This window comes from Vibrio sp. 2092, from assembly GCF_033339635.1.
GTDB classification, from domain to species: Bacteria; Pseudomonadota; Gammaproteobacteria; order Enterobacterales; family Vibrionaceae; genus Vibrio; species Vibrio alginolyticus.
In genome coordinates this window covers 97,642-110,652 of sequence record NZ_JAWOUY010000010.1, presented here as the reverse complement: position 1 = coordinate 110,652, position 13,011 = coordinate 97,642, and the positions used below count along the sequence as shown (strand labels likewise).

Genomic DNA, 13,011 nt, shown 5'->3' with positions numbered 1-13,011 from the left:
AATAATCTAGTGTTGCTTTTCGAATTTGTTAACTCGAAATGTATTTTCGAATGACTCTCATTACTTCTGTCGGTTTCTCGGCGTGTAACCAGTGACCAGTGCCAGCGATAATGTGTGCTTTAGCATGGTTAAATTGTCGCTTCACTGCCGGCTGATGTTCTGGCATTAAGTAGTCAGAGTCGCCGCCTTTGATAAATAAAGTTGGGATATCTGTTGGTGTGATTTCTTGCCAGCCAATAATTTGGTCATAATTCTCAAAAAGGCTCGGTACGTTAAACCGCCAATCCATCTTATCGCCATTTTTGTACAGTGATTTAGAGAGAAATTGTCTTACACCATCGAGTTCAATATGTTGAGCTAGGATATCCATGGCTTGCTGTCGATTTGTTGGTTTTTCATTAATAACAGCATGTAAGCCGTTAAAAACATTATCGTGACGGTTCGTAGTGTAGGCAACAGGCGCCATGTCGAGAACGACTAACTGCTTGACTACATTTGGCGCAATGTCCACAAGAGCCATCGCGACTTTTCCGCCCATGGAGTGACCAATAACAATAGATGGCTCAACGTTTAAGTGCTGAAGGAGCTGAGCCACATCTTTTGCCATATCGGTATAGTTATGGACTTCGGAGTGGAAAGAGAGGCCGTGATTTCTCAGATCAATACTGATCACCGTGTGATCTTTAATAAGATCGCGGGCGAGTAGACCCAGATTACTTAAACTACCAAACAATCCGTGAATCAAAACAACTGTTTGGCCTTGGCCTTCCTGCTTATAGTTGAGTAATGCTGACATTTTATCTTATTCGTGATGGGTTTAACGTGGAGTATCCGCGTGGATCTCGTTATAATCCCCCAGAGTTTAAACATTGAGAATGTGAAAAGCGAATGAAAACAATTGAGGTTGATGAGGATCTATACCGTTATATAGCTAGTCAAACTAAGCATATCGGTGAAAGCGCCTCGGATATTTTGCGACGCCTTTTAAACCTTGATGGTCAGTTGCAGGAAGCTAAAGCCGCGCCTGTAGTAGAGAAGCCACAAGGGATTGTAGTAAGTAAAGATGCGGGTAAAACGGAATCTGTTGATGTAGTGAAAGAAATGCGTTCACTGCTTATTTCTGATGAGTTTGCCGGTCTAAAAAAAGCGATTGATCGCTTTATGTTAGTATTATCGACCTTACATAAATTGAATCCAGAAGGTTTCGCCCAGGCTACGAATGTAAAAGGACGCAAACGCGTGTACTTTGCAGATAATGAAGAAACCTTGCTAGCAAACGGTAATACGACCAAGCCAAAAGCCATTCCTGGCACACCGTTTTGGGTTATCACGAATAACAATACAAGTCGTAAAAGACAGATGGTTGAACAAGTGATGGCACACATGGGGTTCCAACCTGACTTAATAGAAAAAGTAACAGGTTCAATCTAAGAAACCTGATAGAAGCCTCATAATGCGTCGCAGTGAGCGGATATTATGAGGCTTTTTTAATTTTATTTGTATTGAAAGAAAGGATGTCAAACATGGCTATGCACCCTCGTGCTGGGCAAAAAGCGCAGCAGGAAGATCTTCACAATATCCCAGCACTCGTTGCTAACTACTTCTTACTTCAACCAGACGCGGCAAACGCAGAACACAAAGTTCAATTTGGTACTTCTGGCCACCGCGGTACTGCAGACAAGCACACTTTTAACGAAAACCACATTTTAGCGATCGCTCAAGCGGTAGCAGAAGTTCGTGCTGAGCAAGGCACAACTGGCCCGTTGTTTGTGGGTAAAGACACGCATGCGCTATCTGAACCAGCTTTTTCAAGTGTGATTGAAGTATTGATCGCAAATGGTGTGAAAGTGATTGTCCAACAAGACAACGGTTACACGCCAACACCGGGTATTTCACACGCGATTCTGACTTACAACATCAAACACGATGAAAAAGCAGACGGTATCGTTATTACCCCATCACATAACCCACCACAAGACGGCGGTATCAAATACAATCCGACACATGGTGGTCCTGCTGAAGCTGAGTTGACTCAAGCTATCGAAGATCGTGCGAACGAATTGATTGCTGAAGGTTTACAAGGTGTTAAACGCCTACCACTAGCAGAAGCAAAAGCATCGGATCTGTTTGTAGAGATGGACTTGGTGAAGCCATACATCGATGACCTGGTGAACGTTATCGATATGGAAGCAATCCAAAAGGCGAACCTGAAGATTGGTGTAGATCCATTGGGTGGCAGCGGTATCGATTACTGGCGTCAAATTGGTCAGGCATACAACCTAGACCTAACGCTAGTAAATGAATCGATCGATCCTTCTTTCCAATTCATGTCGCTAGATAAAGACGGCGTTGTGCGTATGGACTGTTCTTCTCCTTACGCAATGGCGGGTCTATTGGCACTGAAAGACGAATACGATTTAGCATTTGGTAACGATCCTGACTACGACCGTCACGGTATCGTTACGCCAAAAGGTTTGATGAACCCGAACCACTTCTTAGCCGTTTGTATTGACTACTTGTACCGTCATCGTGACGCGTGGGGTAAAGACGTCGCTGTTGGTAAAACACTAGTTTCAAGTGCGCTGATTGACCGTGTTGTTGCGGATCTAGGTCGTGAGCTATGTGAAGTGCCTGTTGGTTTCAAATGGTTTGTAGACGGTCTGTACACTGGTAAGTTTGGTTTCGGCGGCGAAGAAAGTGCTGGTGCGTCTTTCCTTCGTAAAGATGGCACGCCTTGGTCAACAGACAAAGATGGCATCTTGCTATGCCTTCTAGCAGCAGAGATCACTGCGGTAACGGGTAAGAACCCTCAAGATTACTATGAAGAGCTTGCAGCGAAGCACGGTGAATCTAAGTACAACCGTATTCAAGCTGTAGCAAATGGCCCACAAAAAGACGTGCTGAAGAAGTTGTCGCCAGAAATGGTCGCGGCTGAAACACTAGCGGGTGATCCAATTACGGCTCGTCTCACGCATGCGCCTGGTAATGGTGCTGCAATCGGTGGTCTAAAAGTAACAACAGCGAATGGCTGGTTTGCTGCTCGTCCATCAGGCACAGAAGATATCTACAAGATTTACTGTGAGAGTTTTAAAGGTGAAGAGCACCTAAAACAAATCGAAGCAGAAGCACAAGAAATAGTTAATCAAGTGTTTGCAGCCGCTGGTTTGTAAAACATCCAATGGTCAATGTATCTAGCAAAGGGTTGATGTGAAAACATCAACCCTTTCATGTTTAAGTGCCCCGAACAGCTTTATCTCCGGGCCATGAATCTGGTACCACAAACCAGAATTGACCGTCTTCCGTTTGTGCGTGTATGAATCGATCTAAAGGCTTTTCAATAGGTTGAGAGAAATCGTCTGTTCCGATCGCCCAGCATGGTTTATGTAAATGATAAAGGGGTTTACCAATTAAATCCCATTGACTTTGATAGCACCAGTAACCACTAATCTGACTTGGATTTAATTCATAACCCAAGCACTCGCTAGGAGTTGGCTCTGGAGTAAACGGATTAATATAGAGTCGTCCTTGCATCAATAGACGTTCTTGTGGAGCGTCGTTTAACGGAATTATTTTTTGAAATTCCGGGCGATCGCTCATTTTTAACTGATGAGTAAGCATTCTATTCAGTTTTGTATGCAGCTGGTCGTGAGCATTCGGACCATACCATACGCCGTTATAAAGAAGATAAAACTTAATCGCTACTTCCCAGTGTTCTATTTGATTTGATTCTGTATTCCGCAACACCAAGTCGATAGCACCAATAGTCTTACCTTCGATGTCGTTTAACTGAACCTCTTCCGCGATAACCTGATATCGTTCTGAACTAGAGAGAACTGCAGTGCATAAGTGCTGATATAAAAAGCCCAATCTTGGATTACCATTGTATTGCTCAGCGTTATTTAAAGGCGTTACCGAAAGATCCTCTAAGGTTGTAAACGGAGGGCGTAACTTGAAAAGAGGAGGTGAAGTGGCGATCCATTGGTAAAAGCGTTGCAGTTGGTTCATCCGTATCCCTATATGTATGGTGAGGCGAAAAGCTTTGTTATTGTAACTAAATTTGCTTTTGAGGGTAGGGTGGCTAGCATCGATATTAGGGTTCGAGATACACTTTAAGTACCTAAATGATATCAAGGTGCCAGATGTCAAAACGTTGTTGTATCAACTAGGTTGCACACTCTCGGTCTGATTTCATCGAGAGGTTATTTAGGTTTACATGCGCTAGAAATTGGAAGTAATAATGAATAACTTAAAGCTAGAACAGATTCTTAATGACAAACTGTCACCGCAGTTAATTAAAGATTACGCACCAAACGGGTTACAGGTAGAAGGGACGCCAGCCGTAAAGCGTATTATCACTGGCGTAACTGCCTCTCAAGCCTTAATCGATAAAGCGATTGAGCTTAATGCAGACGCATTACTCGTTCATCACGGTTATTTTTGGAAAGGTGAACCTGAGCCAATTCGTGGTATGAAAGGTAAACGAATTCGTAGCCTGATCAAAAATGATATCAACTTATATGGTTATCACCTTCCTCTAGATATTCATCCAGAGCTAGGCAACAACGCTGAATTAGCTCGCTTACTTGAAATCGAAGTAGAAGGTGGGCTTGAAGGGCACCCTCAGTCAGTTGCTATGTTTGGGCGTTTGAAAAAGCCGATGTCTGGTGTTGAATTTGCGAGTAAGATCAACCAAGTTCTTGAAAGAGAGCCTCTGCATATCGCTCCAGAGAATACTGATAAGATGATTGAGACAGTCGGCTGGTGTACTGGTGGAGGGCAGGATTTCATTGAACTTGCTGTACAGCACGGGCTGGATGCATTTATCTCTGGAGAAATTTCAGAGCGCACCACTTATACTGCTCGTGAAATGGACATTCATTACTTTGCTGCAGGTCATCATGCTACTGAGCGTTATGGTGTTCAGGCCTTAGGCAAATGGCTAGCGGATGAATATGGCCTACATGTGGAGTTTATCGATATTGATAATCCGGTTTAGCGTTCTCCATTAATAACGTTAAACGCAAAAAAGAAAAAAGGGTTGAGACGAAAATCTCAACCCTTTTGTTTGTCTATCTTCGTACTAAAAGATCATTCACGTTCGTGAAGTGGAGAAAACTCACGTTGTGTTTCGCCAGTGTATAGCTGACGAGGACGACCGATGCGGTTCAGTGGATCGCTGTGCATTTCGTTCCAGTGAGCAATCCAGCCGATGGTACGAGAAATCGCGAAGATAACCGTAAACATAGAAACTGGAATACCAATCGCTTTAAGAATGATACCTGAGTAGAAGTCTACGTTCGGGTACAGCTTCTTAGAAACGAAGTACTCATCAGAAAGTGCAATGCGCTCAAGTTCCATTGCAACGTCTAGCAGAGGGTCTTGAATGTTTAGCTCTTTGAGAACTTCATGACACGTTTCGCGCATTACTGTCGCACGTGGGTCGTAGTTCTTGTAAACGCGGTGACCAAAGCCCATTAAGCGGAATGGGTCATCTTTGTCTTTCGCGCGGTCTACATATTCAGGGATGTTATCGACGCTGCCAATCTCTTCTAGCATTCTCAAGCAGGCTTCGTTTGCACCACCGTGAGCAGGCCCCCAAAGGGATGCAATACCAGCGGCAATACATGCAAATGGGTTCGCACCAGAAGAGCCAGCTAGGCGTACAGTTGATGTCGACGCATTCTGTTCATGATCCGCGTGTAGAGTGAAAATCTTATCCATCGCACGGGCAACCACAGGATTTACTTCATATTCTTCGCAAGGATTTGCGAACATCATATGCAAGAAGTTCTCAGCGTAGCTAAGGTCGTTACGAGGGTAAATAAATGGCTGACCGATAGAGTATTTGTAACACATCGCCGCCAGTGTTGGCATTTTTGACAGCAGACGGTACGCTGCAATTTCGCGGTGTTCGTCGTTGTTAATGTCAAGAGAGTCGTGATAGAAGGCTGCAAGTGCTCCAACTACACCACACATTACCGCCATTGGGTGTGCATCGCGTCGGAAGCCATGGAAAAAGCTTGCGATTTGCTCGTGTACCATTGTGTGACGAGTAACGGTCGTTTTGAATTGCTCGTATTGTTCTCGGGTAGGGGCTTCACCATAAAGAAGGATGTAACATACTTCTAAGTAATCTGCGTTATTGGCTAATTGATCAATCGGGAAACCGCGGTGCAAAAGAATACCTTTGCCGCCATCGATGTACGTGATTGATGATTCACAAGATGCAGTGGCAAGAAAACCTGGGTCAAAAGTAAAGTAACCATTGGCTCCCAGCTTACGAACGTCAATTACAGGTGTACCTAGCGTACCGTCCATAATTGGCAGTTCGATTGGCGCTTGACCTTCAACATGAAGGGTCGCTTTCTTATCCGCCATAACAATCTCCTTTGTTTATTATTTAATCCGTCCAGGATGTTTATGTGCCATTTTTGTACTGTTGTTAAAGCTTAAAGTCAATTTTTCTCCATCTTTGTGTGCACTTGTTATGATTTTTCTCATGAAAATCGTTAAAAATCTGTTCTATGTAGCATAATTTGTTACACCAATTGTATTAGAATGTTGCTCGCCGTATATTGGCAAAGAAAATTTTAGTTAAATCCTTATAAATTCGGGGCTAGAAACAAAGAGTGAGGTTTGTTGCTGGATTCCGTTTGTTAACAACTTGTTTACAATTATCTGAGTGGTTACTCGCGATATTTGTTAAATAGATGTTAACTTTTGTACGTTTGGAAGCTGAAATTGGTTATAACAATAAATGCTCAATGGAGCTGAGTGAGCAAGCCCGTGAAAGAAAGAAAGTCAAGACCTGTTAATTTAGATTTACAGACCATCCACTTTCCTATCACAGCAATCGCATCCATCCTACACCGTGTGTCTGGGGTAATTACGTTTGTTGCGGTGGGTATATTACTGTGGTTACTATCCATTTCTCTGTCATCCCCAATGGGTTTTATGGAAGCCGCTGACATCGTCGATAGTTTCTTCGTAAAATTCATCCTGTGGGGAATTCTTACTGCACTTGCCTACCACATCGCAGGTGGTATCCGTCACTTATTGATGGATCTAGGTCACTTTGAAGAACTAGATTCAGGCACGATGAGCGCTAAAGTCGCGTTTGGTGCAACAGCAGTATTATCATTATTGGCGGGGATCTTGGTATGGTAAAACACGTATCTTCATTTGGTCGTAATGGTGTACACGATTTCCTACTAATTCGTGCAACTGCAATCATTATGACGCTATACACGATTTATCTGATTAGCTTCTGTGCATTTTCAGATATCTCTTACGCATCTTGGACCCAATTCTTTGGTGGTACCTTCACTAAAGTATTCACCATGTTGGCACTTGTCTCGATCCTGATTCACGCATGGGTTGGTTTGTGGCAGGTATTAACTGATTACATTAAGTGCGCGAAACTACGTGGCGCACTACAACTTGGTGTTATTGCCGTGCTATTCGGCTATGTCTTCTCTGGTCTATTTATTCTGTGGGGTGCGTAAGTGTCTATTCCAGTTCGTGAGTTTGATGCCGTAGTAATCGGCGCTGGTGGTGCAGGTATGCGCGCTGCACTACAAATTTCAGAACAAGGCCTATCATGTGCTTTGTTGTCAAAAGTATTTCCAACACGTTCTCATACTGTGTCTGCACAGGGCGGCATTACCGTTGCTCTGGGTAACTCGCACAAAGACGATTGGCAATGGCACATGTACGATACCGTTAAAGGTTCTGACTACATCGGTGACCAGAACGCGATTGAATACATGTGTAAAAATGGTCCTGAGTCAGTTATCGAGCTTGAAAAGATGGGTCTTCCATTCTCTCGTTTCGATAACGGTACCATCTACCAACGTCCATTCGGTGGTCAATCTAAAGAGTTTGGTGGTGAGCAGGCTGCTCGTACAGCCGCTGCTGCAGACCGTACTGGTCACGCACTTCTTCACACGCTTTACCAGCAAAACGTAAAACACAAAACAACCATCTTCTCGGAGTGGTACGCTTTGGATCTTGTGAAAAACCAAGACGGCGCAATCATGGGTTGTACTGCGATTTGTATGGAAACGGGTGAAATCTGTTACTTCAAATCGAAAGCAACCATTCTAGCTACAGGTGGTGCAGGTCGTATTTACGCATCGACCACTAACGCGCACATCAACACGGGTGATGGCGTTGGTATGGCACTTCGCGCAGGCGTTCCAATGCAAGACATGGAAATGTGGCAGTTCCACCCAACAGGTATTGCTGGCGCGGGTGTTCTAGTGACGGAAGGTTGTCGTGGTGAAGGTGGTTACCTTCTAAATAAAGATGGTGAACGCTTCATGGAACGTTATGCTCCAAACGCGAAAGACCTTGCTGGTCGTGACGTGGTTGCTCGTTCAATGATGATTGAAATCCGTGAAGGCCGCGGTTGTGATGGCCCTTGGGGTCCACATATCAAGTTGAAACTTGATCACCTTGGTAAAGAAGTACTTGAATCACGTCTACCAGGTATCTGTGAACTGTCTCGTACATTTGCACACGTTGACCCAGTGAAAGAGCCAATTCCAGTAATTCCAACTTGTCACTACATGATGGGTGGTGTACCTACTCAAGTCTCTGGCCAAGCAATTAAGCAGAAGGCCGACGGTAGCGAGATGGAAGTTCAAGGCCTTTACGCATGTGGTGAGATTGCTTCTGTATCGGTACACGGTGCTAACCGTCTGGGCGGCAACTCATTACTAGACTTGGTCGTATTTGGTCGTGCCACTGGCTTGCACCTTGGCGAAACGCTAGCAGCGCAAGCGGAAGCTCGTCCTGCAACAGAATCTGATATTGAAGCGTCTCTAGCGCGTACTATGCGTTGGGAAAACAGCACTGGTGGTGAAGATCCAGTTCAGATTCGTAAAGACCTACAAGCATGCATGCAAAACAGCTTCTCGGTATTCCGTGAAGGCGATGCGATGGCAACCGGTCTAGAAGAGTTGAAAGTGATTCGCGAACGTTTGAAAGATGCACATCTAGCGGACAAGTCTTCAGAGTTCAACACGCAGCGTATCGAGTGTCTAGAACTTGATAACCTGATGGAAACCGCGTTTTCAACTGCCGTTGCAGCGAACTACCGTACAGAGAGTCGTGGCGCACATGCTCGTTTCGATTTCCCTGAGCGTGACGATGAGAACTGGCTATGCCACTCTATCTACAATCCGGAAACAGAAGCGATGACTAAGCGTGATGTGAACATGACGCCAACGCATCGTGAAGCTTTCCCGCCGAAAGTACGTACATACTAAAGGGAGGATACGACTATGAAATTAAACTTCTCTTTATACCGTTACAACCCGGATGTGGATACTAAGCCTTACATGAAAGAGTATACCCTTGAGGTAGACGAAGGCTCGGACATGATGGTGCTTGATGCATTGATTCTGCTAAAAGAGCAAGATCCAAGCATCGCGTTCCGTCGCTCATGCCGTGAAGGGGTATGTGGTTCTGATGGTTTGAATATGAATGGTAAAAACGGCCTAGCGTGTATCACACCGTTATCTGCTCTACAAGGCGATAAGATAGTTATTCGTCCACTACCAGGGCTACCTGTCGTGCGCGATCTTATCGTTGACATGACGCAGTTCTATGATAACTATGCGAAAGTTAAACCATTCTTGATTGATGATGGTGCATTACCACCATCACGTGAGAATCTACAATCGCCTGATGACCGTGCGCATTTAGATGGATTGTACGAATGTATCATGTGTGCATGTTGTACAACGTCTTGCCCATCATTCTGGTGGAACCCTGATAAATTCATCGGCCCAGCTGGTCTTCTCGCAGCGTACCGTTGGCTAATTGATAGCCGCGATACGGCAACAGATGAACGTTTGTCTGATCTTGATGATGCATTTAGCGTTTTTCGTTGCCATGGCATCATGAATTGTGTAAGTGTTTGTCCTAAGGGATTAAATCCGACGAAAGCCATCGGTCACATTAAGTCGATGTTGGTTAATCGTTCGGTTTAATATACTCGCTCTTAGGAATGTCGCAGTGTTGCGGATCACCCGATATGACCGCTTCACTGCTTCAGTAATATTCGAGTAAAGAATACAAAAATTGCCGACCGTATTTTTAGTCGGCTCTTATAGCTCGGCAAAGACCGAAGCAAACGTGAAAACTACTGGTTAAGGGAAAATATGCACAACGGCGTGATGAAGGCATGGCTCGAGTCTTCACACTTGGCTGGCGCCAATGCAACGTATGTAGAGGACCTCTACGAACTGTATCTAAGTGATCCCGATCTGGTAAGTGAGGAGTGGAAACGTGTTTTTGAAGGCTTGCCTAAGCCATCAGAAGAAGTGGCAGAACAACCACATTCACGTGTCCGTGACTACTTCCGACGACTCGCTAGAGAAACAAAGCATTACAATGTCCAAGTTAGTGACCCAGATGTCGATGCAAAACAAGTAAAAGTTCTACAGCTAATCAACGCATACCGTTTCCGCGGGCATGAAGCTGCAGAATTAGACCCACTAGGTCTATGGCAACGCCCAACCGTGGCGGAGTTAGACCCTGCTTTTCATAATCTTACCGAAGATGACTTCGAAGAAACTTTCAACGTAGGTTCTTTTGCTGTTGGGCAAGAAACCATGAAGTTGAAAGATATCTATGAAGCCCTCAACAAAACTTATTGCGGTTCCATCGGTGCTGAATACATGCACATGACTGACACAGAGCAAAAGCGTTGGATTCAGCAGCGCCTTGAGTCTGTCGTAGGCCAGCCATCATTCAACAAAGATGAGAAGCGCACATTTCTAGAAGAGCTAACAGCCGCTGAAGGTTTGGAGCGTTACCTCGGGGCGAAATTCCCAGGTGCAAAACGTTTCTCTTTAGAAGGTGGTGATGCGCTGATTCCGATGACGAAAGAGTTGATCCGTCATGCGGGTACAAGTGGAATGCGTGAAGTGGTTATCGGTATGGCTCACCGCGGTCGTTTGAACATGCTGGTGAACGTACTTGGTAAGAAACCTCAAGACCTGTTTGATGAGTTCGCCGGTAAACACGACGAAACTTGGGGTACGGGTGATGTGAAATATCACCAAGGTTTCTCTGCTGATTTTGCGACTCCAGGCGGTGATGTTCACTTAGCGCTTGCATTTAACCCATCGCACCTAGAAATCGTAAACCCGGTAGTCATGGGCTCAGTTCGAGCACGTCAAGACCGCTTGGGTGATAATCAAGGTAGCAAAGTACTTCCTATCACCATCCACGGTGATTCTGCAATCGCTGGTCAGGGTGTGGTTGCCGAAACGTTCAACATGTCTCTTGCTCGTGGGTTCCAAGTTGGTGGTACGGTACGTATCGTCATCAACAACCAAGTAGGCTTTACGACGTCTAATCCTCGTGACACGCGTTCTACGATGTACTGTACCGATATCGCGAAGATGGTGCAGGCGCCAATTTTCCATGTAAATGCAGATGACCCAGAAGCAGTTGCTTTTGTTACTCGCATTGCATTGGATTACCGTAACGAGTTCAAGCGTGATGTCGTGATCGATCTTGTATGTTACCGTCGCCACGGTCACAATGAGGCGGATGAGCCAAATGCGACTCAGCCTTTGATGTACCAGAAAATCAAAAAGCATCCTACACCACGCAAATTGTATGCAGATGTTCTGATCGATAAAAATGAATCAGATATCGAGACAGCGACTCAGTTAGTCAATGAGTATCGCGATGCATTAGATCGCGGTGAAGTGGTTGTTAAAGAATGGCGTCCAATGGCGTTGCACTCTGTAGACTGGTCCCCTTACTTAGGGCACGAATGGGATATGGAGTGGGATTCAAAATACGACAAGACACGCCTTATTGAGCTAGGCAATCGTCTGTGTCAGTACCCAGAAAGCCATAAACTGCAAAGCCGTGTTAATAAGCTATACAACGATCGTCTAGCAATGATGACCGGTGAAAAAGCTATTGACTGGGGTATGGCTGAAACATTGGCGTATGCTACATTGGTTGACGATGGCAAGCGTATTCGTCTTTCTGGTCAGGACTCGGGTCGTGGTACTTTCTTCCACCGTCACTCGGTTCTTCATAACCAAACCGATGCAAGCACTTACATTCCATTAGCGAATATTCATGACAACCAAGGGCCATTCCAAGTCTTTGACTCAGTATTGTCAGAAGAAGCTGTGTTGGCGTTTGAATACGGTTACGCAACAGCCGAACCAGGTGGTTTAACTATCTGGGAAGCACAGTTTGGTGATTTTGCCAACGGTGCACAAGTTGTTATCGACCAGTTTATCTCGTCAGGCGAGCAAAAGTGGGCGCGTTTGTGCGGTCTTACTATGCTTCTACCTCATGGTTATGAAGGTCAAGGTCCTGAGCACTCATCTGCACGTTTAGAGCGTTACCTTCAGCTTTGTGCTGAGCAAAATATGCAGGTTGTGGTTCCTTCAACACCGGCTCAGGTGTACCACATGATTCGTCGTCAGGTTGTACGCCCAATGCGTCGACCTCTCATTGTTATGTCGCCGAAATCTTTGCTGCGCCACCCTCTATGTACTTCAACGATTGAAGACTTGGCGGATGGTACATTCCAATCTGCAATTCCAGAAGTAGATGATTTAGAACCAAGTAAAGTGAAACGTGTCGTGTTCTGTGCTGGTAAGGTTTACTTTGACCTACTAGAGCAGCGCCGTAACAACGAGCAAGACGATGTTGCTATCGTGCGTATTGAACAGCTTTACCCATTCCCAATGGAAGAAGTACAAGCAGCAATTGCTCAATACACTAACGTTGAAGACTTCGTGTGGTGTCAGGAAGAACCGCAGAACCAAGGTGCTTGGTACTGTAGCCAACATAACTTCCGTGCCGCTATTCCTGCAGGTGCAAATCTTAAATACGCAGGTCGCCCAGCTTCTGCTTCGCCAGCAGTTGGCTACATGTCGGTGCACTTGAAACAACAAAAAGCGTTGGTTGAAGACGCTCTGAACGTGAACTCAAAAACTTCGAATTAAGAACTAGAAGTTAAAG

11 protein-coding genes are annotated in these 13,011 nt (G+C 45.1%); 8 read left to right on the top strand and 3 right to left on the bottom strand.

The genetic code is table 11. The features are described from left to right. Positions 1 to 28: 28 nt before the first annotated feature. On the bottom strand, positions 29 to 796 hold the full coding sequence (locus R7P80_RS17340) for an alpha/beta fold hydrolase (RefSeq protein WP_115385808.1): 768 nt from the start codon (positions 794 to 796) through the stop codon (positions 29 to 31). Positions 797 to 888: 92 nt separating this feature from the next. Here R7P80_RS17340 and seqA point away from each other — a divergent pair, with 92 nt between their 5' ends. Beyond that, positions 889 to 1,431 carry a replication initiation negative regulator SeqA gene (gene seqA, locus R7P80_RS17335; RefSeq protein WP_005382149.1) on the top strand — a complete coding sequence of 181 codons (543 nt, stop codon included), beginning with the start codon at positions 889 to 891 and terminating at the stop codon, positions 1,429 to 1,431. 92 nt (positions 1,432 to 1,523) lie between these two features. Next, positions 1,524 to 3,170 (top strand): phosphoglucomutase (alpha-D-glucose-1,6-bisphosphate-dependent), encoded by a 1,647-nt coding sequence (pgm, locus tag R7P80_RS17330; protein ID WP_225491774.1) that lies wholly within the window; start codon positions 1,524 to 1,526, stop codon positions 3,168 to 3,170. A 61-nt stretch (positions 3,171 to 3,231) separates the two neighbouring features. Here pgm and R7P80_RS17325 read toward each other — a convergent pair whose 3' ends face one another. Continuing rightward, positions 3,232 to 4,005 carry a DUF1853 family protein gene (locus R7P80_RS17325; protein WP_064369057.1) on the bottom strand — a complete coding sequence of 258 codons (774 nt, stop codon included), beginning with the start codon at positions 4,003 to 4,005 and terminating at the stop codon, positions 3,232 to 3,234. 232 nt (positions 4,006 to 4,237) lie between these two features. On the opposite strand from R7P80_RS17325, the gene R7P80_RS17320 reads away from it, so the two are divergent. Continuing rightward, positions 4,238 to 4,996: a Nif3-like dinuclear metal center hexameric protein gene (locus R7P80_RS17320; protein WP_025766984.1), complete on the top strand. Its 759-nt coding sequence runs from the start codon at positions 4,238 to 4,240 to the stop codon at positions 4,994 to 4,996. A gap of 92 nt (positions 4,997 to 5,088) precedes the next feature. Here the strand turns inward: R7P80_RS17320 and R7P80_RS17315 are convergent, their stop codons facing one another. Beyond that, entirely contained in the window at positions 5,089 to 6,378 is a 1,290-nt protein-coding gene (locus R7P80_RS17315) for a citrate synthase (RefSeq protein ID WP_005382163.1), read from the bottom strand. 396 nt (positions 6,379 to 6,774) lie between these two features. Here R7P80_RS17315 and sdhC point away from each other — a divergent pair, with 396 nt between their 5' ends. The 5 genes from sdhC to sucA all read left to right on the top strand — a co-directional run bounded on the left by sdhC (position 6,775) and on the right by sucA (position 12,995). Next, a complete protein-coding gene (sdhC, locus tag R7P80_RS17310) occupies positions 6,775 to 7,167 on the top strand; it encodes a succinate dehydrogenase cytochrome b556 subunit (RefSeq protein ID WP_017634811.1) in 393 nt (130 codons plus the stop codon). Then, on the top strand, positions 7,161 to 7,505 hold the full coding sequence (gene sdhD / locus R7P80_RS17305) for a succinate dehydrogenase, hydrophobic membrane anchor protein (RefSeq protein WP_005382169.1): 345 nt from the start codon (positions 7,161 to 7,163) through the stop codon (positions 7,503 to 7,505). Before sdhC ends, sdhD begins: the two co-directional genes overlap by 7 nt. Continuing rightward, positions 7,506 to 9,272: a succinate dehydrogenase flavoprotein subunit gene (gene sdhA, locus R7P80_RS17300; RefSeq protein ID WP_005382172.1), complete on the top strand. Its 1,767-nt coding sequence runs from the start codon at positions 7,506 to 7,508 to the stop codon at positions 9,270 to 9,272. A 15-nt stretch (positions 9,273 to 9,287) separates the two neighbouring features. After that, entirely contained in the window at positions 9,288 to 9,998 is a 711-nt protein-coding gene (locus R7P80_RS17295; protein WP_005382174.1) for a succinate dehydrogenase iron-sulfur subunit, read from the top strand. Between the two features lie 171 nt (positions 9,999 to 10,169). Continuing rightward, positions 10,170 to 12,995, top strand: coding sequence for a 2-oxoglutarate dehydrogenase E1 component (gene sucA, locus R7P80_RS17290; RefSeq protein ID WP_005382176.1), 2,826 nt, complete (start codon positions 10,170 to 10,172; stop codon positions 12,993 to 12,995). Positions 12,996 to 13,011: the final 16 nt, after the last annotated feature.